Origin of the sequence: Mycobacterium sp. NPDC051804, from assembly GCF_044452905.1 — a bacterium.
Classification (GTDB): Bacteria; Actinomycetota; Actinomycetes; order Mycobacteriales; family Mycobacteriaceae; genus Mycobacterium.
Genome location: NZ_JBITCD010000001.1, coordinates 17,953 through 41,425, shown reverse-complemented (window position 1 = coordinate 41,425; position 23,473 = coordinate 17,953). Strand labels below are relative to the sequence as shown.

Annotated in this window: 23 protein-coding genes; 11 read left to right on the top strand and 12 right to left on the bottom strand. The window is 64.8% G+C overall.

What is annotated here, in order from left to right; all coding sequences use genetic code 11:
- Positions 1-2: 2 nt before the first annotated feature.
- Complete coding sequence (locus ACIA48_RS00180; protein WP_396726351.1) at positions 3-416, bottom strand: hypothetical protein; 414 nt, start codon at positions 414-416, stop codon at positions 3-5.
- A 135-nt stretch (positions 417-551) separates the two neighbouring features.
- Here ACIA48_RS00180 and ACIA48_RS00175 point away from each other — a divergent pair, with 135 nt between their 5' ends.
- The gene (locus ACIA48_RS00175; protein WP_396726348.1) at positions 552-845 is read left to right on the top strand and encodes a helix-turn-helix domain-containing protein; all 294 of its coding nucleotides are present in this window, start codon (positions 552-554) and stop codon (positions 843-845) included.
- 100 nt (positions 846-945) lie between these two features.
- Here ACIA48_RS00175 and ACIA48_RS00170 read toward each other — a convergent pair whose 3' ends face one another.
- On the bottom strand, positions 946-1,920 hold the full coding sequence (locus ACIA48_RS00170) for a sulfotransferase family protein (RefSeq protein WP_396726345.1): 975 nt from the start codon (positions 1,918-1,920) through the stop codon (positions 946-948).
- A 553-nt stretch (positions 1,921-2,473) separates the two neighbouring features.
- Here ACIA48_RS00170 and ACIA48_RS00165 point away from each other — a divergent pair.
- The 7 genes from ACIA48_RS00165 (at position 2,474) to ACIA48_RS00135 (ending at position 12,147) form a co-directional block, all read left to right on the top strand.
- Positions 2,474-4,675 carry an acyltransferase family protein gene (locus ACIA48_RS00165; protein ID WP_396726343.1) on the top strand — a complete coding sequence of 734 codons (2,202 nt, stop codon included), beginning with the start codon at positions 2,474-2,476 and terminating at the stop codon, positions 4,673-4,675.
- 208 nt (positions 4,676-4,883) lie between these two features.
- The gene (locus tag ACIA48_RS00160) at positions 4,884-5,441 is read left to right on the top strand and encodes a TetR family transcriptional regulator (RefSeq protein WP_396726340.1); all 558 of its coding nucleotides are present in this window, start codon (positions 4,884-4,886) and stop codon (positions 5,439-5,441) included.
- Positions 5,442-5,511: 70 nt separating this feature from the next.
- Positions 5,512-7,752 (top strand): SpoIIE family protein phosphatase, encoded by a 2,241-nt coding sequence (locus ACIA48_RS00155; protein ID WP_396726337.1) that lies wholly within the window; start codon positions 5,512-5,514, stop codon positions 7,750-7,752.
- A 17-nt stretch (positions 7,753-7,769) separates the two neighbouring features.
- Positions 7,770-8,846: a dihydrodipicolinate reductase gene (locus ACIA48_RS00150; RefSeq protein WP_396726335.1), complete on the top strand. Its 1,077-nt coding sequence runs from the start codon at positions 7,770-7,772 to the stop codon at positions 8,844-8,846.
- 99 nt (positions 8,847-8,945) lie between these two features.
- The gene (locus ACIA48_RS00145) at positions 8,946-10,133 is read left to right on the top strand and encodes a PP2C family protein-serine/threonine phosphatase (protein ID WP_396726332.1); all 1,188 of its coding nucleotides are present in this window, start codon (positions 8,946-8,948) and stop codon (positions 10,131-10,133) included.
- A 5-nt stretch (positions 10,134-10,138) separates the two neighbouring features.
- Entirely contained in the window at positions 10,139-11,710 is a 1,572-nt protein-coding gene (locus tag ACIA48_RS00140) for a CHASE3 domain-containing protein (protein WP_396728405.1), read from the top strand.
- The gene (locus ACIA48_RS00135; protein WP_396726330.1) at positions 11,707-12,147 is read left to right on the top strand and encodes a response regulator; all 441 of its coding nucleotides are present in this window, start codon (positions 11,707-11,709) and stop codon (positions 12,145-12,147) included. Before ACIA48_RS00140 ends, ACIA48_RS00135 begins: the two co-directional genes overlap by 4 nt.
- Here ACIA48_RS00135 and ACIA48_RS00130 read toward each other — a convergent pair.
- Together ACIA48_RS00130 and ACIA48_RS00125 are read right to left on the bottom strand one after the other, a co-directional pair.
- Positions 12,144-12,557 carry an ATP-binding protein gene (locus ACIA48_RS00130; RefSeq protein WP_396726327.1) on the bottom strand — a complete coding sequence of 138 codons (414 nt, stop codon included), beginning with the start codon at positions 12,555-12,557 and terminating at the stop codon, positions 12,144-12,146. The two genes, ACIA48_RS00135 and ACIA48_RS00130, sit on opposite strands and share 4 nt — an antisense overlap.
- Before the next feature lie 67 nt (positions 12,558-12,624).
- A complete protein-coding gene (locus tag ACIA48_RS00125) occupies positions 12,625-12,996 on the bottom strand; it encodes a hypothetical protein (RefSeq protein WP_396726325.1) in 372 nt (123 codons plus the stop codon).
- A gap of 48 nt (positions 12,997-13,044) precedes the next feature.
- Here ACIA48_RS00125 and ACIA48_RS00120 point away from each other — a divergent pair, with 48 nt between their 5' ends.
- Positions 13,045-13,395: a DUF732 domain-containing protein gene (locus ACIA48_RS00120; RefSeq protein ID WP_396726322.1), complete on the top strand. Its 351-nt coding sequence runs from the start codon at positions 13,045-13,047 to the stop codon at positions 13,393-13,395.
- 70 nt (positions 13,396-13,465) lie between these two features.
- Here the strand turns inward: ACIA48_RS00120 and ACIA48_RS00115 are convergent, their stop codons facing one another.
- Together ACIA48_RS00115 and ACIA48_RS00110 are read right to left on the bottom strand one after the other, a co-directional pair.
- Positions 13,466-13,930 carry a lipoprotein LpqH gene (locus ACIA48_RS00115; protein WP_396726319.1) on the bottom strand — a complete coding sequence of 155 codons (465 nt, stop codon included), beginning with the start codon at positions 13,928-13,930 and terminating at the stop codon, positions 13,466-13,468.
- A gap of 133 nt (positions 13,931-14,063) precedes the next feature.
- A complete protein-coding gene (locus ACIA48_RS00110) occupies positions 14,064-14,498 on the bottom strand; it encodes a lipoprotein LpqH (RefSeq protein ID WP_396726316.1) in 435 nt (144 codons plus the stop codon).
- Positions 14,499-14,515: 17 nt separating this feature from the next.
- Between ACIA48_RS00110 and tgt the strand changes: the two genes are divergently transcribed.
- Positions 14,516-15,772, top strand: coding sequence for a tRNA guanosine(34) transglycosylase Tgt (tgt, locus tag ACIA48_RS00105; protein WP_396726313.1), 1,257 nt, complete (start codon positions 14,516-14,518; stop codon positions 15,770-15,772).
- Between the two features lie 55 nt (positions 15,773-15,827).
- On the opposite strand, the gene ACIA48_RS00100 is transcribed toward tgt, so the two are convergent.
- The 3 genes from ACIA48_RS00100 to ACIA48_RS00090 all read right to left on the bottom strand — a co-directional run bounded on the left by ACIA48_RS00100 (position 15,828) and on the right by ACIA48_RS00090 (position 19,481).
- Positions 15,828-17,198 carry a flavin monoamine oxidase family protein gene (locus ACIA48_RS00100; RefSeq protein WP_396726310.1) on the bottom strand — a complete coding sequence of 457 codons (1,371 nt, stop codon included), beginning with the start codon at positions 17,196-17,198 and terminating at the stop codon, positions 15,828-15,830.
- Between the two features lie 115 nt (positions 17,199-17,313).
- Complete coding sequence (locus tag ACIA48_RS00095) at positions 17,314-18,081, bottom strand: amino acid ABC transporter ATP-binding protein (protein ID WP_396726307.1); 768 nt, start codon at positions 18,079-18,081, stop codon at positions 17,314-17,316.
- A complete protein-coding gene (locus tag ACIA48_RS00090; RefSeq protein WP_396728403.1) occupies positions 18,078-19,481 on the bottom strand; it encodes an ABC transporter permease subunit in 1,404 nt (467 codons plus the stop codon). The genes ACIA48_RS00095 and ACIA48_RS00090 overlap by 4 nt, the downstream gene beginning before the upstream one ends.
- A gap of 127 nt (positions 19,482-19,608) precedes the next feature.
- On the opposite strand from ACIA48_RS00090, the gene ACIA48_RS00085 reads away from it, so the two are divergent.
- Positions 19,609-20,931, top strand: coding sequence for an acetyl-CoA hydrolase/transferase family protein (locus ACIA48_RS00085; RefSeq protein WP_396726304.1), 1,323 nt, complete (start codon positions 19,609-19,611; stop codon positions 20,929-20,931).
- A gap of 24 nt (positions 20,932-20,955) precedes the next feature.
- Here the strand turns inward: ACIA48_RS00085 and gluQRS are convergent, their stop codons facing one another.
- Genes gluQRS through ACIA48_RS00070 form a run of 3 tightly spaced genes read right to left on the bottom strand, consistent with a single transcriptional unit; the run spans position 20,956 to position 23,329 of the window.
- Complete coding sequence (gene gluQRS / locus ACIA48_RS00080) at positions 20,956-21,825, bottom strand: tRNA glutamyl-Q(34) synthetase GluQRS (protein ID WP_396726301.1); 870 nt, start codon at positions 21,823-21,825, stop codon at positions 20,956-20,958.
- A gap of 13 nt (positions 21,826-21,838) precedes the next feature.
- Positions 21,839-22,207 (bottom strand): hypothetical protein, encoded by a 369-nt coding sequence (locus ACIA48_RS00075; RefSeq protein WP_396726298.1) that lies wholly within the window; start codon positions 22,205-22,207, stop codon positions 21,839-21,841.
- Between the two features lie 3 nt (positions 22,208-22,210).
- Positions 22,211-23,329: an MFS transporter gene (locus ACIA48_RS00070; RefSeq protein ID WP_396728401.1), complete on the bottom strand. Its 1,119-nt coding sequence runs from the start codon at positions 23,327-23,329 to the stop codon at positions 22,211-22,213.
- Positions 23,330-23,473 lie beyond the last annotated feature (144 nt).

The following is a 23,473-nucleotide window of genomic DNA, read 5'->3' as shown; positions in this document are numbered from 1 at the left end:
GATCAGCGCGCCGGGGTCGCGTCGGCCGGGTTCGGGTACCACCGGCGGATGTCGTCGGGTGTCGACGTAGGCGAGTAGTTGAACACGAACCGGCAGCCGGGGTTGGCGCTGTGCGCCGCATTGACGATCGCCTCGAACAACAGCGTGTTGTTGGCCACTAGGCGCACGCCCGCCCCAATGAGCACGGCGTCGTAGCGCTTGTTGGTCAGCCAGTTGCGGGCTTTCTCGACCCCTGCGTCACCGAAATCGATGAGGCAGTTGTCGACGTCGTAGCCGGCGGCCTGCAGACCCGCCACATTCTCACTGTTCGCCTTGGCCAACCGTTCCCTGGTCAAGCCGCTGAACTGGGCGAAGTCTGGAGATTCCACGTCGATGACGTCAGGGTGAAGCCCGATCTGAATCGCGGTGACGGCCATGGCACTCCCTTTCAGTTCAACGCTTGTTGAACTGACGGTAGGACCGTTTGCGAATTTTGTCAACAGTTGTTGAATACACTGACGGCATGACGCGATGCGGCGGCAACAAAGGCCGCGATCCTGGCCGCCGCACGGATGCAGTTCGGACAGAACGGGCTCGAGCGCACGACGATCCGGTCGGTGGCAAAGGCGGCGAAGGTCGATCCGGCGCTGGTCATGCATTACTTCGGCAACAAGGACAAACTTTTCGCCGAGGCGTCGCGGCTCGACATATCACCACCCGACTTGTCGGGTGTTGCGCCCGACTTCTACCCGCGATCAGCTGCAGTCGGGGGTGACCTTTTCGAAGTGAGCTCAGCGATGACGGGGGACGACGTCAAGGAATCGTTCGAAGTCGTTGTGGCTGTGGGGAAAATCGTAGGGCCGTAGATCACGCATGATCGTCGAGGCAACAGCCGTTATGCGTTTTGGGCCTCTGTTTCGCGAAACGTAGTCAGACGCTGAAGGTCTCTTGTTACGTACCCGCAGCCTAGGCCCATGTCCCTCTGTGCCTGTGAGCCGTCGCGAGAACCTCGATGGCCAGCTTCTCGATGGACGGCGGAGTCAGCCGGGAAAACTTCCGGAAGCGATGAAAGTCATCGACCACTTCTCGGAAACCATGTTCGCCCGCCCGATACGCGTCGAAGACGCGATCCAGCGCAGACTCATCGGCGGGCTCGCCCCTCGACGCGGCGCTCAGTTCTTCGTAAACGGTGGAAAACCACTCCGTGCCGAACTGCTCGGTTATCGGCCCTCGATGTTGGTGATGGTGAAAATCTCTTTCGAGAAACGTATCGATCGCGCGCTCATCCCGAGTGTCGAGATCGATCTCAAGCGCCGCGGAAATCCGCTTCGTTTCCCGGCGCCAGTCATCGAGGAAGTTGGAGTATTCGACGAACACACGCGGCAGGCCACGTGTGGTCCTCTCGGACAGCAGGTTGTATTTGAGCCATAGGGCACCCGAGAACTCCGGCGAGGCGCGGAGGAATCTCGCCATCGACGCAGTGACCTCCTCTGGGTGGCGTACGGCGATCACGGTCATGACTTTGAATTCCGACTGACGTGCCGCCTCAAACCACATCTCAGACAGCACCGTTATTTGCGGATCCTTGATGACCACCAACGGCGCGGCCGGAAGCGTAGTGAGATACCCCCTGATCTTGCCGATGCAGGCGGCCTCCGCCTCGGCGTCGATCGGAGCTTCCTGCAGCCGCAACGACGGGTCGATGCCCGTTCTGCCGAGGCTGCGCAGGATTGCCTTGTTCATAATCACGGCTGCGCGCGGCTCCCAATAGCCACGCGGATTGGACCGATTGGCGCCCAGCATCCCGGCTGGGAGCGTGCCACCACATAATGAGACAACGCGCGTAAGCGCCGCCGTTCCTGACCGAGCCATGCCCAGCACGAATAGAATCGCGCGGTCCTCCGTTTTAATTTCCACTCCGGTGGTGGTCCCCCGCCCCATAGCGGCCAACAATAGAGGACGGCCCAGCCAATGACCGGCTTATTCGCGGCTGTAATCGCTAGGCGGACTTCGCACTATTCGACTAGGGCAAAGGCTCCGGCTAGGCGGCATCGCAGGTGGACCGGTGGCAGCCGGTTGCATTCATCAGCGCACACCCGCGAATAACGTTTTATGCGGTTTGGCCCGGCAGGATTGCTGCTGGGCTCCGTCCGGTCGCATGCCTGGTTAAGTTCATGGCCGCCTTCGCATTTGAGGGCTCGGGTACGACTTCGGCGGACAACGACGCATTCGCACGCGCGGACTGCGAAGTGCCTATCGCGAGGATGTGTGCCGCCGAACGGGATTCTACGACCGCCCCTGCTGCACATACATATTGAGCAGTTACGTCGCGTGTTGGCGCGATTCTTCGGGGCCAGACAAGATGGCGTCTTGTCGGTGCCTGGAACCCGCCGGCCGTAGTCCGGGACAAAATGCCCAATATCCTGAGATGTTCGCTGCCGAGCTGTGATACTGCCGGTGTCCGAGGGTGCCTTTCGTAGCAAGGACCTAGGCGGTGGCCTTGAGCGAGACCCGAAGCGTCGGCGCCGTCGGCGGCGTGCACGGCCGGCAGTCGGCACGGACGTGGTTTCGCCCGGACATTGAAGGGCTGCGCGCTGTCGCAGTGTTGGCGGTCGTCCTCTTTCACGCCAACGTGCCTGGTGTGGGTGGTGGGTACGTCGGCGTGGACGTGTTTTTCGTTATCTCGGGCTTCCTGATCACCGGGCTGCTTTGGCGCGAAGTGAGTACCACCGGCACCGTTCGTCTGCGCCGCTTCTACGGGGCGAGGGCTCGTCGACTGCTCCCGGCCTCGGCGGCGGTAGGTGTCGCGACCGCGATCGGTTCGGCTGTCCTGTTACCCCCGTTGCAGGTCCAAGGCACAATGACCGATGGCATTGCGAGCGCGCTTTATGTCAGCAACTACTGGTTCGCTCTCAAGCTGCAAAACTATTTCGATGCCCAGCTTCCGGCGTCCCCGTTCATGCATTACTGGTCTTTGGGCGTAGAGGAACAGTTCTACCTGGTATGGCCGGTCTTGATGCTCGGTACGGCGTGGCTGATTCGGCGTGCGCGTCGGCGGATTCGGGGTGATGGCCTCTCGTCGCGGACCCCCGTCTTAGTAGTCCTTGCGCTGGTCGCGGCGGTGTCGTTTGCTATGGCGCTGGTGGTCACTTACGTGATGCCGACCGTGGCGTTCTTTTCGCTGCCCACACGCGCATGGCAGCTGGCCGTCGGTGGCCTGGTGGCTCTCACTGCCGGTTATTGGCGGCAACTTCCAGCAACACTTGCTGCGATCGCCGGATGGGCAGGGCTGGCGTTGACGCTGCTGGCCTGCACCCTGTTGAGCACGTCGACGCCCTACCCGGGTACTGCCGCGCTGTTGCCCGTGTTGGGCACGGTGCTGGTGATCGGCGCTGGCTGTGCCGCACCCTCTCAGGGATGCGGGCGCGTTCTGTCAATCGCGCCGATGCGCGCGATCGGCCGGGTGTCGTACTCGTGGTATCTGTGGCACTGGCCAGTGATGGTGCTAGCACCGCAATTGGTGGGCCACCCGCTAGGGCTGACCGGAAGGTTGGCCGCCGTCCTGATCTCTGGCGTGCTCGCGGTGCTCACCCTGCATTTCGTCGAAAACCCATTGCGATTCTCCGCTTCCCTGCGCCAGTCTCCCGGCCGCAGTCTCACGCTCGGCGGTGTCGCCACTGCGGTAGCGGTCATTGTGTGCGTGGCGCTGCTGCTATCGGCGCCCTTCCCGGTCGGCCGCGGAACACCGGCTCCGTCGCTAACCGTCTCTGCGACAATTCCTGCCGCGGGCAGCAACATCAGCGCATACGACGCCGCGGTGCAGGACGTGTTCGCGCAAGTACAGGCCGCTGTGACGGCATCTGCAGAGCGAACAGCCGTACCGTCGAACCTCAGCCCGGCACTTGCCGATGCACCAGCGGACCTTAAAGCCATGACACTCAACGGCTGCATGCGTACGCCAACACAAAGCGGACAGCCCGAGTGCGCAATGGGTGACACCGCCTCCGCGACGACGGTCGCGCTAGTGGGCGACTCGCATGCCGCAATGTGGACTCCGGCGTTCCAACAGGTCGCCGAGCAGCGACACTGGCGGCTGGAGATGCTGAGCAAGGGTGCCTGCCCACTGATGGACTTGCCCATCACCAAAATCCTCCACGGCCTAGCTGAATACTTTGGACACTGCGAGCAGTGGCGTCGTGAGGTCCTCGCCCGGCTACAGGCCGAGCGCCCGCAGTTGATCGTCGTAGGCCTGTGGCGGCAGTACGGGACCGCTAGCAGCAGCAATTGGGTGTCAGGCTTCACGTCATACGATCCGGTGTGGGTCGCGAGCCTGACCCGGTTAGTTCAGCAGCTACGCAGCATTGGTGCGAGGGTGCTGGTGCTCGGACCGACCCCGGACCCGCACTCCTATGTACCCATTTGTCTGTCCGGGCACCTCGATGACGTGACGGCCTGCACACCGCAAAGGTCGACCGCGGTTAACGAAGCCGGCATTGCGGCTGAGGCGGCCGCCACGGCAGCCGGTGGCGGACACTACGCTGATCTCACCGAGTTGTTCTGCAACGCTGACCGTTGCCCGGTGATCGTCGGCAACACTCTTGTCTACTGCGACGACGCTCATTTGACAGCTGAGTACTCCCGGCTGATGGCACCGGCAATTGCGGCATTGACTGATCGCACGCTCGCCGGCAGTTGACGTGCAGCAGATTAATGGCGACGCCCAGCACCGAATAAGGTCACGGTCCGAGCGCTAGCAGCGTTTGGTTGCCCGAGCCCTGTGACGGCTGGGTTGCCCCAGCCTGCGCCCGACACGTCGACGACGTCGGGCTGCAGCACGATTTGAATCGCGGTGACGGTCATCGATCACCCCTTTCAGGTCAACAATTGTTGAATACACTGACGGCATGGCTGCACGAACACGCGATGCGGCGGCAACAAAGGCCGCGATCCTGGCCGCCGCACGGATGCAGTTCGGACAGAACGGGCTCGAGCGCACGACGATCCGGTCGGTGGCAAAGGCGGCGAAGGTCGATCCGGCGCTGGTCATGCATTACTTCGGCAACAAGGACAAACTTTTCGCCGAGGCGTCGCGGCTCGACATATCACCACCCGACTTGTCGGGTGTTGCGCCCGAGGACGTGGCGGGCGTCATGCTGCCGTTGTTCGTCGAGGTGTGGGGACCCCACGGACCGTTCTTACCGCTGCTGCGCGCCGCGTCGTCGAGTCCAGCGGCGGCTGACGCACTCCTCGACGTTTTCGCCCGGCAGGTCGCGCCGGCACTGGCCAAGGTCGCGATCGACAGACCGACCGAGCGCGCCGCGCTCATCGGTTCGCAGCTGCTCGGCATCGCCGTCGGGCGCTACATTCTCGGCATCCCTCCTCTCGTCGCGATGGATGACAAGACGCTGGCCCGATGGCTCAAACCCGTACTCACCCACTACCTCACCGACCCGGCGCCGTGAGTCGGCAGGCATACTGCAGTGAGATGGTCCAGCAGCGGGCTCAGCTCTCGATGATGTGGAGGCGCGCCCGTTGACCAGCGATGACTTCGTGCCGGTCGGTACCCCCGTCGATCTCGACAACTGCGCACGAGAGCCGATCCATATCCCCGGTAGCGTCCAGCCGCGCGGTGTCCTGGCCATCGTGCGTGAAGCCGACTTCGAGGTGCGCCAGGTCAGTGCCAACGTCGCGGAATTGCTCGGCCGCTCCGTCGACGACGTTGTCGGTCGGCACTTGTCATGTCTGATCGGCGCCGACGAGGCAGCCCGGGTCGAGCAGGCGACCTCGACCCTCGGCGATCTCCGTCAACGCAACCCGCTCGAATGCGTGATCGACGTTGCCGGCGAGAAACGTGCGTTCGACGCGATTCTGCGCCGCGAGCCCGACGGTGTGTTATTGGTCGAAGTCGAAATCGCCTACGGCGCAAGGCCGTTTTCATTCCCGAACACATACCAGGCGGTGCGCGGTTCGGTCGACGAACTCAACCGTGCCGCCACGCTGACCGATCTCTACGATGCCACCGCGCGCGCGGTCCGCGAGCTCACCGGATTCGACCGGGTCATGGTGTACCGCTATGACGAGGACTACAACGGCGAGGTCGTCGCCGAAGCCAAACGCGATGAGCTCAACTCGTTCCTCGGACTGCACTACCCGTCCACCGACATTCCGGCACAGGCGCGGGCGCTCTACGAGAAGAACTGGCTGCGGCTCATCGACGACGTGGGCTACACCCCGTCGCAGTTGGTTCCGACGTTCGATCCGGAACGGGGCGTACCCACCGACCTGACGCATGCAACGCTGCGCAGCGTCTCGCCGATTCATATCGAGTATCTACAGAACATGGGCGTGCAGGCGTCGATGTCGATCTCGCTGCTGCGGCACGGGCGGCTCTGGGGGTTGATCGCCTGCCACCATTACGCCGGACCGCATCTACCGCCGTTCGGAACCAGGGCGGCGGCCGAATTCCTCGGGTCGACATTGTCGCTGCGGCTCGTCGACCAATTCGAAGACGAACAGTTGCACAAACGGTTGGCCGCGCAGGCCGTCCTGGGCAAGCTCACCGCCGCGACTCTGGACGACAGCGAGTCACTGCCCGCGCTGCTGCTGGGGGCTCCAGGCCTGCTCGATCTCGTGCCTGCCGACGGCGTCGTCGTCAACATCGGTGGCGAGTATCGCGTGCTGGGGTCGGTGCCGCCGCCCGCCGCCGTAGCCGCGGTCGCCGAATGGGCCCTCGACGAGGGTGACGAAATCGCAAGCAGCGAGTCGCTGTTCCGAGAGCTGCCGGATGTCGACCTCGATCCGGACGTGGCCTCGGGCGCGCTGGCGATCAACCTGCCCGATGGGCAGTACGCGATCTGGTTTCGCAGCGAGGTGGTGCGATCGGTCGATTGGGGCGGCGACCCGCACAACAAGGCGATCGCCGTGAGCGAAGGCGACGGGGTGCGGCTGAGCCCGCGCAAGTCGTTCGACCGCTGGCGCGAAATCGTGAACCGATGCTGCGAACCGTGGGCGATCACCGAGGTGGAGTCCGCTGAGGCGCTGCGGCGCCACCTTGTGGAGTCGCTCTATCGCCGAACCCGGGGCGCACTGCGCGTTGCCGAGACCTTGCAGCGCAGCCTGTTGCCCACATCGATCCCGACACTCGAAGGCTGGCAGCTGTCGGCACACTATGAACCCGCCGTCGGAGGGCGTGTCGGCGGTGACTGGTACGACGCCTTCGAGATCCGCGACGGCCGGCTGATCGTCCTGATCGGAGACGTCGCAGGGCACGGTATGGCCGCGGCGGGGACCATGGCACAGGTGCGAAACACCTTGCGCGCCTATCTGTTCACCGGCGTCGCACCGGCCGAGGCGCTCAACATGCTGAACGACTTCTGCGTGCACATGGTGTCCCGTGCGTTCGTCACCGTGATCGTTGCTCGTGTCGATCTGAAGTCCGGGGACGTCGAAGCCGCGTGCGCGGGTCACCTGATCCCGTTCCTGACCCGACGCGAGGGCGGGGCGGTGCCGGCGCCGATCACGCTTTCACCGCCGATCGGCGCGATCGGCATGACGTATGCACCGAGCGCATTCACCATCGAGGCCGGGCAGGGGTTGGTCATGTTCTCCGACGGCCTCGTCGAACGCCGTGTCGAGCCGATCGACGACGGTATTGCGCGCCTCGCCGAAATGCTGGGTGGCACAGTCGATTCGACGGCTACCGAGATCGCAACGGCAATGGCGACGGCGGAAACCGACGACGATGTCACAATCGTCACCCTCCGACGCCCCTAGGCTGTTACCGTCCGACCGTGCATCGGGTAATTCAATGGGGAACCGGCACGGTGGGCAGCGAGATGATCGCCGCCATACTCGACCATCGAGACGATCTCGAACTCGTGGGTGCGCTGGTCTACTCCGAGCAGAAGGACGGCGCCGATATCGGCACGCTCGTCGGCCGCGATCCGATCGGCGTGACCGCGACGACCGACGTCGAACAGATCCTGAAGCTGGACGCCGACTGCGTCCTCTACACCCCGCGCACCGCGCACCTCGATGATGTCTGCCGGGTGCTGGAGAGCGGGAAAAACGTTGTGACAACCGCATTTCTGTTCCATCCGGCGCGGATCGCCGCCGCGGATCGGGACCGCGTCCTTGCGGCCTGCGAGAAGGGCGGCAGCTCCGTCCACGGCAGCGGTATCAACCCCGGCAACCTCTCCGGCGTGCTGCCGCTGGCGCTTTCGGGCATGAGCCGGACGATCGACAAGATCACGCTGCAGGAACGTGCTGACTGGTCGGTCTACGAAAGCACCGGAATCACATTCGACAACATGGCATTTGGTCAGCCTGTCGAGTCGATCAGCCCGAGCGCCACCGACTTCCTGGCTTTCAACAGCTCGATCTTCACCGAACAGGTCTGGTTTCTGGCCGACGCGCTGAACGCCGACATCGACGACGTCTCGGCCACCGTGGAGGCCATCCCCGCCGAGCAGGACCACCAGATCTTCGACCACCTGCTCGCCGCGGGTACGACGGCCGGTCAGCGCTGGAACTGGTCTGGACATCGCGCCGGCGAAACGCTCATCGAGATCGAAACGCTGTGGACCGTCGGCGGCGAATATCCGGGACACTGGCCCAAACCGCAGCACGGCTGGACGCTGACCATCGAAGGCGACCCGTCGATGCGCGCTCACTTCATGTCGCTGGCCAGTTTCACCCGCAACGTCGGTATCGAAGAGCACGTAAGGTCGGCCAGCGTCGCCACCGGCATGCAGGTCCTCAACGCGGTTGCCGCCGTGTGCCAGGCCCCGCCCGGCTTCGCCACGTCGGCGACGCTGCCGCTCATCCGCAGCCAAACCGGGTTCAGGCGCGGACCCCGGACCGGGTAGCGACTATTGTCACCCATGTCACTAAAGAAGCGGTCACAGCGGCCACGGTGACGCGCGTGAGAAACGTGGTTGCCAGTGAGTCCGATATACAACCCTGTGATGAGTATGTCTCCTGATCAGTCCGCCACCCGGCGGCCGTTCACGGTGCTGCTCGTCGAGGACGACCGCGCAGACGCTGTGCTGGTCGAGGAACTGATCGCCGATTCGGGCGCCGATATCGAGGTGGCGTGGGCACCCTCGATCGTCGAAGCTGAACGCCAGCTGGCGGCCTCCCGGCCGGACTGCGTGCTGCTGGACCTCAACCTCCCCGATGCGAACGGGATCAAGGCGCTGGACCAGGTCGCCAAACACGACGTGACGATGCCGATCGTCGTGCTCACCGGTCTGCACGACGAACACTTCGGAGTCTCGGCCGTTGCAGCGGGAGCGCAGGACTATCTGGTCAAGGGCCGAGTTGAGCCCGACACCCTGCACCGCGCGCTGTTGTACGCGGTCGAACGTAAACGCGCCGAGCTGACCGCCCACGAACTGCACGCCAGCGAACTGCGTGCCACCGAGAACGCCCGCCTGGAACGCGGGCTCTTGCCGTCACCGCTGTTACTCGACGACCCGGGTGTGGACATCGTGGCGCAGTACCGGCCCAGCAGGCAGTTCGCGCTGCTCGGCGGCGACTTCTACGACTTCGTCCAGACCCCCGACCGCACCGTGCACGTCATGGTCGGCGACGTGGCCGGGCACGGTCCGAACGAAGCCGCGCTCGGGGTTGCGCTGCGCATCGGGTGGCGCGCACTGACATTCGCGGGTCTGCGCGGTAACGAGCGAATGCGTCAGCTGGAACGCATCCTGAGCACCGAGCGCCCGGGCACCAGCATCTTCGCCACGGTTCAATCTGTCGCGATCTCCCCCCACGATCTGAGCTTCAACGTGGTGTCGGCCGGCCATCCCGGCATGCTGTTGCACGGGCCCGATTCGGTGGAGTGGCTGGAGCCTTCGGTGGGCCCGGCTCTCGGCCTGAACGGGTTCGAATGGCCGCTCAACGTCATGGAACTACCGCCGGGGCACGGCCTCGTGCTGCTGACCGACGGCCTGTTCGAGGGGCGCTCCGGTAAGGGTGCCGAACGTCTCATGGAGTCGGGTCTGCTGGAAGTGGCGCGCTCCTACGCACACCTTTCGGGCGCCGAGTTCGTCAACGCGTTGATCGACGATGTCGAGCGTCGCGCGCAGTCCGTCGGTGGGACCAGCGACGACATCGCGGTCGTGCGCGTCGAGCGGACAGCGACTGAATGAGCCGGATGAAGTGGCAGCCGACAGTCCAGGGCTGGCAGAACCTGGTGCTTGCGGTCATGGGCGTCGTCGTGCTCGTCGGTTCCATCGCCGCGGCACTGTTGCTCAGTCGGACTGACGACGTGACCAATGAGATCACCGCTGAGATCGGACCGATGCGCCTAGGCGCCTACCAGCTGCAGGCCGCGCTGCGCGATCAGGAGACGTCGTTGCGCGGGTATGCGATCTCCGCGAACCCGCAGTTCCTGGAGCCGTATGTGGCCGGGCAAAAGGCGGCGACGGCCGCCGCGCAACAGATCCGAGATCACGCACAGAACCGCCCGAAGGTGCTCGACGACCTCGACGCGATCGAGAGCACGGCTGCGGCATGGCGAACCGCTTACGCCGAACCCTTGATCGCCGACGTCAAACCAGGTGTGCCGTCGGTCGTCGACAGCGCCATCGCCGCGCGCGGCAAGACCTCATTCGACACCCTTCGACAACTCTTCACCACGCAGCTCCAACGCCTGCAGCAGGAGCGCGACGCGGCGGACGATGAGCTTGCGACGGTGAAGAACTGGCGTAACGCCGTGCTGGCCGCCGTCGTCATTGCGATCGTCATCGCCGCGGTCCTCTCGGCACTCGTGATCCGCACAGCGGTCACCCGTCCTCTCACCGCACTGGCCGCGGCCTGCCGGAGAATCACCCAGGGCGACTTCAGTCAACAGATCGTGCCGGAAGGTCCCAGCGACATCCGGGCCATCGCGGCCGACGTCGAGGACATGCGTCAGCGGATCGTCGAGGAATTGGAAGCCGCCACCGAGGCGCGAACCCAGCTCGCCGAGCAGGCGCTCGAACTGCAGCGGTCCAATGCCGAACTCGAACAGTTCGCTTACGTGGCGTCGCACGACCTGCAGGAGCCACTGCGCAAGGTGGCGTCGTTCTGCCAGCTCATCGAGAAGCGCTACGGGGACAAGCTCGACGAACGCGGCACGGAGTACATCGCGTTCGCCGTCGACGGCGCCAAGCGCATGCAGATTCTGATCAACGACCTGCTCACCTTCTCCCGGGTCGGGCGGCTCAACCCGACGCGCGCCGATGTCGACCTCGGCGCCACGCTGGACGACGCGATCGGCAACCTCGAGACCGCGATCACCGAATCCGGAGCCGAGATCGTCCGCGAGGGAGCGCCCCTGCCGCGAATCGTCGGCGATCCCACGCTACTGACGATGGTGTGGCAGAACCTCATCGGCAATGCGGTGAAGTTCCGGCGTGAAGGCGTCGCTCCACGCATCTTCGTCCACTGTGAAGGCAGCGCGAACGAGCCGGGCGCTCCGTGGAGGTTGACCGTGACGGACAACGGCATCGGCATCCCCGAGGAGTTCTCCGACAAAGTTTTCGTGATCTTCCAGCGCCTGCACGGACGCGACGTCTACACCGGCACCGGCATCGGGCTCGCGCTGTGCAAAAAGATCATCGAACACCACGGCGGCACCATCTGGATCGACAACTCCTTCACCGGGGGAACCAGATTCCGCTTCACCATTCCCGTCGCTGTTGACACTCAGGTCGCGGCCAATCTGGAAGGATCACCGTCATGACACCGGCCGAGCGCGCTATCGATGTCCTGCTCATCGAGGACGATCCCGGCGACGAGCTAATCACTCGGGAAGCCTTCGAGCACAACAAGATCAAAAACAACCTCCATGTCGCCCACGACGGCGAGGAGGGCCTGGACTTCCTGTATCAGCGCGGCCAGTACGAGAACGCCCCCCGACCCGACCTGGTGCTGCTCGATCTGAACCTGCCCAAGTACGACGGCCGCCAACTGCTCGAGCAGATCAAGAACGACCCCGAACTCAGCCACATCCCCGTGGTGGTGTTGACGACGTCCTCGGCAGAGGAGGACATCCTGCGTAGCTACAAGCTGCACGCCAACGCCTACGTGACCAAGCCGGTGGATCTCGATCAGTTCATGAACGCGGTGCGCCAGATCGACGAGTTCTTCGTCCAGGTTGTCCGGCTGCCGCAGTTCTAGTTCTGGGGCGCGTCGAACGTGATCCGCACGGTCGTGCCCTCGGACGAGGACATGACATTGACGCCCGAGCTCACCGCACGCATGATCGGCAGCCCGTGCCCGCGGGTGCTCGGCTGCGTGGGCGGCGGCTTCCAGACTCCATGATCGGCGACGTCGATGACGATCTGACCGCAGTCGTGATTCGCGTCGACCAGGATCGGCCCCGCATCGACGCCGCGGTAGGCGTGCTCGATGCAGTTCGTACAGGCCTCATTGACCACGAGGACGATGTCCGCGATATCGGTGGCGGACACCCCTATCGGCTCGAGCCAGCCGGCCAGCCGACGACGAATATGGGCTAGCTCTTCCGCGACTGCAGGTACCTCGATGCGGAGCGAACCAACCGGCCGCGAACACGCATCGATTGCCACGCACGTCGTTGTACCCCGAAAGGGCTCAGATCTCACGTACGCGATCGGCGCGTTATCAGTGTGTGACCTAGCGGTAGAAGGTCCAGCTGTAGTCGGCGCTCCAGGCACCGCCCGTACAGCTGAGCGGGACTCCGTCGGGCGATTGCGCGACACCCGTCTGGTCGCCGCAGGGCAGCCGTAGCGTACGGACCCCCACCAGCGGCGGAGCCGAGATCCAGACGCTCTTGGAACTGCACGCCAATGTGTTACCCGAGGCGTCGACGCCAAAGTTGTAACGGGTGTTCTGGGTGCAGTGCTCGCCGGCGACCGCGGAGCGGTCCAGATACGGCACGCAGTCCGCGCCGTCGCAATATCCGGGGGAGGCCGATGCGGTCGACGCCATCACCATAGGAGCTGCCGCGAACCCACACGCCAGCGCAACTGCAGCCAGGATCTTCATGAGCCTCAGCGTAGGTTTTCCTGTGTACCGCGCGTAGGGTTTCCGGTCATGAAGCTGGTTACGGCCGCTGTGGCCGCTGCACTCGCGACCGCCGCGGCCACGGTGTCGCTGGCGCCACCGGCCGGGGCCGACACCGTCGCCTACCTCGTCAACGTGCATGTGCGGCCGGGCTACAACTTCCCGAACGCCGACGCCGCGATCGGCTACGGCAACACCATCTGCGACCGGGTCGCGGCAAAGATGGGCTACTCGCAGCTCGTCGAGCAGGTGAAAGCCGACTTCCGTACGACCGACTACTACCAGGGCGCCTACCTGATCAACCAGGCGGTCAACGAATTGTGTCCTGCGCAGATCTGGCAGCTGCGGCAGTCCGCGGGTGGCTACACCCTTCCTGCCTGAGGACACCCGATATGACAACGGCGGCGCCCCTTTCGGGACGCCGCCGCTGAACGCTCTCGATGTGCCCTGACTAGGGGCAGCTGACCTCGATCTCGAATGGCTTGTTCACCGGCTGCAGCGGGTTGGCCATATCCACACCCGTCGCGGTACCGGAGATCTTGTAGGTGCTGCCGTCCTTCTCCGCCTTGGCCTCGCCCTGCCCGGTGCCGCTCTGGTAACCGAGCGTCACTCCGTTGACGTTGCCCAGACCCACCGACTGGACCGTGGGCTCGTCGCCCTCGCTGACCACCGCTGCGATGCCAGTGGCGGCGTCGCCGATCGCGATGTTCATGTTGCCGCCCATCGAGGTGCAGACGACCGTGCCCGTGACCTGCTGGTCCTGTCCGTCAATCGTGACGGTGGACTTACCCTCCGCGGAAGCGGCGGACGAGGTCTCGCCGGTCGTCTCGGACTTCTTGTCGTCCGATGAACACCCGGACAGACCGGCGACGAGGATAGCCATGCCGCCCACGGCGACCACGAACCCACGCTTCACCACTGTTCTCCTTTGTGTCGTCGTGATCCGTCAAGATCGGCGGATCATCCCGGACAGTATGGTGCGCGGCACCCGTGAGGTCACCGAATTGCGAGAAAACGTGTGCTGATTGAAATGTGCAGCGTCGGGGCAGCTAACAGGACACTTTGACGCTGAAAGTGCCGGATTTACGGAAGCTGGGATTGTCGGTGAGGAAGCCATCGGCGGTGCCGGAGATGTCGTAGGTGCGGCCGGTCATCGTGACCTTCGCGGTGTCGCCGAACCCGGAGTTGTAGCTTCCGGTGAACCCGCCGAGGTCGCGGATGGCGACCGATTCGGCGGTGAGCTGGTCTTTGTTGGAGACCATCGCGGTGACGCCGCTGGTGTCGTCGCCGGTCGTGATCGTGGTGAGCGTGCCGGTGGAGGCGCACTGCACGGTATCTGTGGTGCCCGCGTCCTCGCCGTTGACGGTCACCTGGGCGGTGCCGGCGACGAGCATGCCGGGCCCGGGCTGGAACTCCGGCGGACCCGACGAGCAACCCGCCAGCGCGAGTGCGATGGCGGCGGCAACCAGCAGGCGAGTCCTCACAGTGCAGAATCTACGGCGTGACCGCGCCGAATACTCGTCCTCCGAGAGACTCGTCGGCGCCGTTCTTCAGCGTCGATGCCGAACTGCCTGGCCGGGCAGGCCGTGCGGGCGTGATCCGAACTCCGCACGGAGACATTCACACTCCGGCGTTCATTCCCGTCGGCACCCAAGCCACCGTCAAGGCGGTGCTGCCTGAGACCATGAGAAGTCTTGGTGCACAAGCTATTCTGGCCAACGCCTACCACCTGTACCTGCAGCCGGGGCCCGACATCGTCGCAGAGGCGGGCGGTCTTAGTCGATTCATGAACTGGCCGGGCCCGACGTTCACCGACAGCGGCGGGTTCCAGGTGCTGTCGCTGGGCGCAGGATTCCGCAAGGTACTGGCGATGGACACCGAGCGCGTTCAGGCTGACGACATCATCGCCGAAGGCAAGGAGCGGCTCGCCAACGTCGACGACGACGGGGTCACGTTCCGATCGCATCTGGACGGATCCACCCACCGCTTCACGCCGGAGGTGTCGATCGGGATCCAGCACCAGCTCGGCGCCGACATCATCTTCGCCTTCGACGAGCTGACGACGCTGGTCAACACTCGCGGCTACCAGGAACAGTCGGTGCAGCGCACCCATCAGTGGGCCATCCGGTGCGTGGTCGAACACCGCAGGCTGGTCAATGCGAATCCGGACAAGCCGCCGCAGGCTCTGTTCGGCGTCGTGCAGGGTGCGCAATACGAGGACCTGCGGCGCCATGCGACGCGCGGGCTCACGCGGATCGTCGGCGACGACGGCGTGGGCTTCGACGGCTACGGCATCGGCGGGGCACTGGAGAAGCAGAACCTGGCCACCATCGTCGGTTGGGTCACCAGCGAGCTGCCCGACGACAAACCCCGTCACCTGCTCGGGATCAGTGAGCCTGACGATCTGTTCGACGCCGTCGCCGCGGGCGCGGACACCTTCGACTGCGTGTCACCGTCCCGCGTGGCCCGCAACGCCGCCGTCTACTCGAGTGGTGGGCGGTTCAACATCACCAATGCGCGATACCGTCGCGACTTCACCCCGATCGACGCCGAATGTGACTGCTACACCTGCGCTCATTACACGCGCGCGTACCTGCATCACCTGTTCAAGGCCAAGGAGATCCTTTCCGCCACGCTGTGCACCATCCACAACGAACGGTTCGTGGTGCGGATGGTCGACCAGATCCGTGCGGCGATCAGAGCGGGTGAGTTCGACGAGCTGCGAGCCGACGTCCTGGGCCGCTACTACTCGACTTAAGTTGCGATTTGTGTGCGTTTAAGAGCGGTGAGCGCTCGGGAACGCACACAAATCGCTAAGAGAGTTCGGCGATGACGGCCGCTGCCGCGCGCTCGCCGGCGTCGACCGCGCCTTCCATGTAGGCACTCCAATATGTGGCGGTATCGGTTGACGCCCAATGGATCACGCCGACCGGGCTCGTCAGCGCCGGACCGTAGGTGGTCCACACGTGCGGTCCGTGGTTGGCGTTGTAGCAGCCGCGGGTCCACTGCCGCTCCGACCATTCGCCGTCGACGTAGAACTCGGGTTTGGCGGCCCTACTGCCGTAGTGGCGCACGAGTTCCGCGGTCAGCGCTTCGCGACGCTCGGTCTCGGGAAGAGCGCCGTAGGTTCGGGCCTGGGTGCCCTCCAGGAACAGCAGGATCACGCCGTGATCGTCGCCGGGGATGCACGTGTCGTTGGACATGCGGGCCGGACCGATATCGGAGATGAGCTGACCGTTGAAACCGTCGTTGCGCCAGAACGGTTCGTCGTAGATGAAGAACGCCTTCATCGCCGAGCCGTTGGGCAGCCGCTGCGTCAGCTGGTCCCGGATGCCCGGCAGCGGTGGGTCGTACATGATGCGCCCCGCCAGTGTCGGCGAGATCGCGACGATCGCCCGTCGGCCCCGCGCGATGAGCCCGCCCCGGCAGTGCACGGTCACGCTGTCGGCACTGTGCTCGATCGTCTGCACGGGGACTTCGAGCACGATGCGATCGGAGATCAGCGCCGCCAGCCGGTTCGGGATCTCACTGGTGCCACCGACGAACCGGGTTGTCTGGGCGCCGCCCTCGGATTCGGCGAACAGCTCTGACGTCACACCACAGGTCTTGATCGTGAACAGCAGATGGAGGAACGACACCTCGGCGGTCGGAACGGCAAGGATTCCGACGGTGCAGATCTCCAGGAGAGTGCGGGCCACCGGCGAAAGCCCTTGCGCGTCATACCAGGAGCCCGCGGTGAACGCGTCCCACTCGAGCGCCCGCGGCGCCGTCCACGGCGCTTCGACGGGGACCTCCGCGGCGAGCACGTCGAGCCGCTTCAATACCAGTGCGAGTTCCTGTAGCTCCGACTCGAAGCGGGCGTGAAACTCGTTCTCGCGCAACACCCCGGACCCGACGAGCTCGTAGGACGTCTGGCCCTGGTCGTATTGGGGGTAGGTCTCGATCCCCAGCTCCGCGGCCAGGCGGAACATCCGTTCGTGCGTATCGCCGATCCACTGTGCGCCGAGTTCGACCGGCACCCCGGGCATGACTTCTTGGGTGAGGATCCGCCCACCGACGCGTTCGTCGGCCTCCAGGATCAGCGGCGTGAGGCCCGCCGCGAGCACTTTTCGTGCCGCGATCATCCCGGAGAGTCCCGCGCCGACGATGATGACGTCCGCTTCCATGGTCGATGGCTGCGCCATCGGGCCACCTTCTCACAGCCCTGCGCTTTGAGTTGCCGGTTGGCGCCGCGAGCGACCGTGTTTGTACACCGACACGCCGCAAATGGCTGTACAAAAGGGGTCGCTCGCCGTTGGGTTACAGAGGGTTGAGGATGCGGTCCAGGAACTGGCGGGTGCGTTCTTCCTTCGGATTGCCGATCACCTCTGACGGCGGGCCCTTCTCGAGGATCACGCCGCGATCGGTGAACAACACCTGATCGGAAACCTGCCTGGCGAACTGGATTTCATGGGTGACGATCACCAGTGTCCAGCCTTCGACAGCCAGGTCCTTGATCACCGACAGCACCTCGCCGACGAGTTCGGGATCGAGTGCCGACGTCGGTTCGTCGAACAACACGACCTTCGGTTTGAGCGCCAACGCGCGCGCGATACCGACGCGCTGCTGTTGTCCGCCGGACAGCTGAAACGGGTACTGGTCCTTCTTCTCGGCGAGCCCCACTTGAGCGAGCAGCTCCGTGGCCTCGGCCTCCGCCTCGTCCTTCGGCCGTTTCTGCACGACGACCGGGCCCTCCGTGATGTTCTGCAGCACCGTCTTGTGCGGAAACAGGTTGTGAGACTGGAACACAAACCCGCTCTGCGCCCGGTACCGCCGCAGCTGGTCCTTGGCCACCGGTTTGGAGAAGTCGATCTCGATCTCGCCCACACGAATCACGCCCGCGTCGGGCACATCGAGGGCGTTGAGTGCCCGCAGCAGCGTGGTCTTCCCGGAACCGGACGGGCCGATGATCGCGGTGACCGAGCCCTGGGCCACGTCGAACGACACGTCGGTGAGAACTTTGTTGTCCCCGAAGGCTTTCTGCACGCCCTCGGCCTTCACGCGGTATTCCGTCTTGGAGTTTGTCACTGGGCCACATACCTTTCCAGCCGGCGCTCGTATCTGTTCTGCGCAAAGGAGAGCACCAGGCAGATGATCCAGTAGTACAACGCCGCGGTGCCATACAGCGCGAAGAACTCAAACGTGGGTGCGGCGACGTTCTGCGCGGTCCTGAACAGTTCGGTCACCAGGATCGTCGATGCCAACGACGTGTCCTTCACCAGTGAGATCAAGGTGTTCGACAGCGGTGGGACAGCAACGCGGGTGGCCTGCGGCAGGATTATTCGCCGAAGCGCCCCAACGTAATCCAGGCCGATGGTCTCGGCGGCCTCCCACTGCCCCTTCGGAATGCTCAGGATCGCCGACCGGATGATCTCGGCCGCGTAGCCACCGACGTTGAGCGAGAACGCGATGACCGCCGCGAGGAACGGGTCGATCTTCACCCCGATCTGTGGCAGCGCATAGAACACGATGAACAGCTGTACGAGCAGCGGCGTGCCGCGGATGATCGAGATGTAGAACCGGGCCAGTCCCGAGACGGCGATGTTCGACGACAGTCGCGCCAGCGCGACGACGAGGGCGATCGCCAGCCCGATGACGAAGCTGATGATCGTCAGCGGAATGGTCTTCTCGATGGCGGCGCGCGCGAGCGGCCAGAGGTTGTCGAGGATGAGCTGCCAGGTACTGGTCGGCCCGGCCTTCGACAGATCCGTGTCGAGGTACTTCTCCGAGATCTTCGTCAAGGTGCCGTCGGCGCGGAGCTCGTCGAGTGCCGTGTTCAGTTCGGGAAGCAGTCCGCTGTTCTTGCGAGCCGCGAACGCCTGGTCGCTGCGCTCGTCGGGAATATTGATGACCTTGATCGGTGCGTCGGGATGTTCGGCCTGATACGCCAGCACAGAGAGGCTGTCGTTGACGACGGCGTCCACCCGGCCGTCGTTGAGCACGGTCATCGCCTGAGAGAAACCGTCGACGGATTCGACCTGGGCGCCGTTGTTGCGTGCGAGATCGGCCCAGTTGCTGGTGGGGTTCTGCGCGGTTCGCTTGCCCTTCAGGTCCGCCAGCGAGGTGATCGAGTCGTCGTCCTTGCGGATGACGATCACGCCCTGGGAGATCGAGTACGGCTCCGAGAGGTCGTACTTCTGCTTGCGTTCCTCGGTGATCGTGACCTCGTTGGCGACGATGTCGAAGCGGTCGGCCTCCAATGCGGCGAAAATGGCGTCCCACGGCGTTTCGACGAATTCGATATCTACGCCTAGCTTTTCGGCGACAGCCTTCGCAACGTCGACGTCGTAGCCGGCCAGTTGCCCGCCCTGGCTCGGGTCGTGGAACGAGTACGGGGGATAGACACCTTCGGTGCCGACCCGCAGTACGCCGGCCGATTTGATGGGGTCTCCGGTGTCGGTGCCCGACGAACCACATGCCGCCAGCATCAACGTCGACAGCAGGAGTACCGCGAGGACCGATCTTGATAGACGGTGCACTTTCGGACGTTAACAACCGTGTGCCCGTCGACCAATAGTTCGGCTCAGGCTGAGGCCGGTGTGATTGGCTAGCGCCATGCCCACCGAGCTCACCGCCGAGCAGGCCGCTGCGCGCGTTCAGACCACCGACACACTGGGGATACCGCTGGGCCCCGGTCAGCCGCCAGCGTTCCTGCGCGCGCTGGGCGAGCGCGACGACTGGACCGATCTGCGGGTCTACGGCGCATTGATCGCGGTGCTCACCGAACTGTTCTCGCGCAATGGCGTTCACTACCTGTCCGGTTTCTTCGGCCCGCTCGAGCGGGCGCTGCGCGACGGCGGCGCCGACATCGGGTTCACACCGGCTGACTTCCGCCGGTTCGGGCCGCTGCTGGAGCGTCAGAGTCCACGCGTGATGACGACGGTCGCGGCGCCGCCCGACGCCGACGGCTGGTGTTCGCTGTCGCTGCACGCCGGCGGGACGATCGGCGAATTGCACCGCGCCGGAGCCGATCCCGACCGGCTGCTCATCGTCGAGGTGTCCGATTCCTACCCACGCACGTTCGGGCTCGGTGACGAGCATCGGCATGCGATACACGTCGACGAGATCGACGTCCTCGTGAGTTCGACCGACGCGCCGCTCGAGCTGCCCGGCGGCGACGTGCCGCCCACCGACGCCGACAAGGCGATCGCCCGGTACGCCGTCGAGTTCGTCCCGTCGGGGGCGACGCTGCAGACGGGTATCGGCTCGATCCCGAACCAGATCGCCACGCTGCTAGCCGAGGGCGACGGCGGCGACTATGGGCTGCACAGCGAGATGTTCACCGACGGCTGCATGCATCTGCACCAGGCGGGCAAGATCTCCAACGCGCGCAAAGGCCTGTACGACGGGGTGAGCGTAACGACGTTCGCGTTCGGCTCCGCGGAGCTCTACAACTGGCTGAACGACAACTCCGATGTCGCGTTCCTGCCGGTCGAGATCGTCAATTCGCCGGAGGTCATCTCCGCCAACAACAACATGATCTCGGTCAACGGGGCGCTGGCCGTCGACATCCAGGGTCAGGTCGTCGCGGACACGATCAACGGCGACCAGTTCAGCGGGATCGGCGGCGCCGAGGATTTCGTGGCGGGCGCCGGTCTGGAATTGTCGGACCGCTCGCTGATCTGTCTGCGCTCGACGTACGAGAAGGACGGTGAGCTGCAGTCGCGGATCGTGCCGTGGTTCGGACCCGGCGCGGTGATCACGACCCCGCGGCATCAGGTCGACGTGATCATCACCGAGTACGGCGCCGCCGAGTTGGAGGGCAAGACGGTCGCGGAGCGTGGTGAAGCACTTGCCGCGATCGCCCATCCGCAGTTCCGCGACGAGTTGCTTGCCGCCGCGAAGCGGGCGGCGAACGGTCGCTCACCCGTCGAGTGATCTTGAAACACCCACGTTCGGCGGCTAGGGGCGGTAGATCCAGGGCGAGCGGGGCAGGTGCGACGGGTCGAACTGCGGCAGCATTTCGTCGACGGTGCTCGCTTGGTAGCCAAGGGATTCCGCGATCTGTCCCAGCGCGCGTTCCACGCCGATCTCGGCGAGGGTGATGGCGCCGTCGCGTTTGGCCAGCCGCGCTCCGTCCTCGTTGAGCACCAGGGCGACGTGCGCATACGTCGGCTCCGGATGACCGAGCAGCCGGGCCAGATACGCCTGTCGCGGTGACGACGGCAGCAGATCGTCGCCGCGCACCACCTGGTCGATGTCCTGTGCCGCGTCGTCGACCACGACAGCGAGGTTGTAGGCCGGAACGCCGTCGCCACGACGCACCACGAAGTCGTCGACGATGCCGGTGTAGTCGCCATGCAGCAGATCGTGGACGGTGTAAGCGCACGAGTCGGTGCGCAGCCGCAACGCCGGCGGACGCCCGAGGTGCGAGCGCCTATCAGAGCGTTCGGTGTCGGTGAGATAGCGACATGTCCCCGGATACGCTCCCTCTGGAGCGTGCGGGGCGCGCGGTGCCTGCGCGATATCCTTACGGCTGCAATAGCATTCGTACAGCAGTCCGCGGTCGGCAAGCTCAGTAACAGCCGCGTCGTAACGGTCTGTGTGCTGGGTCTGCCATTCGGCCGGCTCGTCCCATGTGAGTCCTATCGCGGCAAGATCGTCGAGCTGGCGGTTTGCGATGTCGGTGAACGTGCGGTCATCGAGATCGTCGACGCGCATGAGGAATCGGCGCCCAGTCGAGCGTGCGAACAGCCACGCGAGCACCGCGGTGCGCAGATTGCCGATGTGCAGGTCGGCAGACGGGCTAGGGGCGAACCTGCCTGCACTCACCCCCGCAATCTAGCTAGTCCCGCTCCCAGGGCGGCTCCTCGCCCATCTTCTTGTAGTACTTGGCGAGGTGGCTCTTGACACGGTCGACGTCGTCCTCGGGCAGGTCGACGCCGCCGCGGGCGCCGTTCATGATGCCGCCGGCCGCCATGACACCGCGCGGCACGACCTCCAACTTGCCGCTCACGACGTCGGCGATCAACAGCTTGTACGCGGTGAAATTGTCCTTGTTCTCGCTGTCGTACCAGACGTGTGCGTCGCGATACTTCCGGTTCGGCTCGTCCTCGGCGTCCGCCCACTTGCGCACGCGTTTCTCTGCCGCGGCACCGTCCCACTCCCGATCACGGTCGGCCAGCGGGAGGTCCTGAAAACTCGTCACAGACATGGGTTATGCGTGCCCTGGTCGCGCCGGTTCAAACCGTCTCAGGCGTAACCACAAGGCGATTGCCAGGTACGGAACCATCAAGAGTGCGAAGGCGCCGGAGTGGCCGCTGAGATCGACCAACGCGGCGTAGCTGCCGTATACGGCGAGCGTCGCGATGTCTGCCGACATCCCCGCAAGCGACGTGACGGTCGCTCTGGCGGGCCCGGTGATGCTGTTCTGCAGGCGGGCATCGGCGACGACGGTGGCGCACTGGAACACGCCGAACGCGGCGGCCAGCGCGAGCACGCCGAGAGGGTGTGCCGACAGCGCACCGGCGGCCATCAACACCGCGCCGGTGCAGACAAACGCCGCGAAGGCCGTCGACCCCCAGCGCGCGACATGTCCCGCGGCGAGGCCCCCGGCTGAAGCGCCGGCCCAGATAACCACCATCAGCAGCGAGACGTCGGCCGCCGTGACGCCACCGCTCTCGATCAGCAGCGGCGTGTACTCGTCGAGGGCACCCCACACGGATCCAATGACCGCGACCAGGATCACCGCCGCCCGCACGGATTTTGACCGCCGGGTCTCCGTCAGACCAGCCGTCAGCGTGTCGGCCCAGCCGAGGTCGGGCTCGTCGTGCGGTCGAATCTGATTCTCCGGGAACAACATCGCAACGACGGACGCCAGCAGACATGCGGCGACGCTGGCCGCGCCGACCACGACGAAACCACCGGCCGAGATCACTGGCGCCGCGACCGCACCCGAACACATCGCGGCCACCACGCCCGCAACCTGACCGCGGCCCATCATCGTCGCGTACCTATCGGATGCGTCGATCCGCTGCAGTTCCTCGTAGACGAGGGCCTCCAGCGCACCCGACGTCAGGGCCGACTTGAGGCCCCACAGCACGAAACCGACTGCGAACACCCAGTAACCGGGCGCCACCACCCACAACGCAAATGCGACCGCCGTCAACAGCGGACCGGCGATCAAGAGTCTTCGGCGCGACGTCGCATCCGCCCAGGCGCCCGACGGCACCTCGAGCACAAGGCTGGACACCGACCAGATGACGAACAGCGATGAGATCTGCCAGACCGACAGTCCGGTGTCGCTGAACAGCAGCGTGTACACGGGGTACAGCAGTACGAAGTCGTCGAGAAACAGGTACCCGTACAGGACGCCCGCCAGGCGGCGGTGACGTTCGGGGCCCGCTAGCGGTCTAGATCAACATCGTCGGGTCATGAAATGAGACTAGGGGAGTACCGACGCACAAGCCAAGAATCGACG

Coding starts and splice junctions, on each gene's coding strand:
- ACIA48_RS00085 (WP_396726304.1), top strand. CDS start 19,609: ATGCCCACCGAGCTCACCGCCGAGCAGGCCGCTGCGCGCGTTCAGACC.
- ACIA48_RS00090 (WP_396728403.1), bottom strand. CDS start 19,481: ATGCTGGCGGCATGTGGTTCGTCGGGCACCGACACCGGAGACCCCATC.
- ACIA48_RS00180 (WP_396726351.1), bottom strand. CDS start 416: ATGGCCGTCACCGCGATTCAGATCGGGCTTCACCCTGACGTCATCGAC.
- ACIA48_RS00125 (WP_396726325.1), bottom strand. CDS start 12,996: ATGAAGATCCTGGCTGCAGTTGCGCTGGCGTGTGGGTTCGCGGCAGCT.
- ACIA48_RS00145 (WP_396726332.1), top strand. CDS start 8,946: ATGAGTATGTCTCCTGATCAGTCCGCCACCCGGCGGCCGTTCACGGTG.
- ACIA48_RS00075 (WP_396726298.1), bottom strand. CDS start 22,207: ATGTCTGTGACGAGTTTTCAGGACCTCCCGCTGGCCGACCGTGATCGG.
- ACIA48_RS00170 (WP_396726345.1), bottom strand. CDS start 1,920: ATGGGGCGGGGGACCACCACCGGAGTGGAAATTAAAACGGAGGACCGC.
- ACIA48_RS00175 (WP_396726348.1), top strand. CDS start 552: ATGCAGTTCGGACAGAACGGGCTCGAGCGCACGACGATCCGGTCGGTG.
- ACIA48_RS00100 (WP_396726310.1), bottom strand. CDS start 17,198: ATGGCGCAGCCATCGACCATGGAAGCGGACGTCATCATCGTCGGCGCG.
- ACIA48_RS00135 (WP_396726330.1), top strand. CDS start 11,707: ATGACACCGGCCGAGCGCGCTATCGATGTCCTGCTCATCGAGGACGAT.
- ACIA48_RS00140 (WP_396728405.1), top strand. CDS start 10,139: ATGAAGTGGCAGCCGACAGTCCAGGGCTGGCAGAACCTGGTGCTTGCG.
- ACIA48_RS00120 (WP_396726322.1), top strand. CDS start 13,045: ATGAAGCTGGTTACGGCCGCTGTGGCCGCTGCACTCGCGACCGCCGCG.
- ACIA48_RS00160 (WP_396726340.1), top strand. CDS start 4,884: ATGGCTGCACGAACACGCGATGCGGCGGCAACAAAGGCCGCGATCCTG.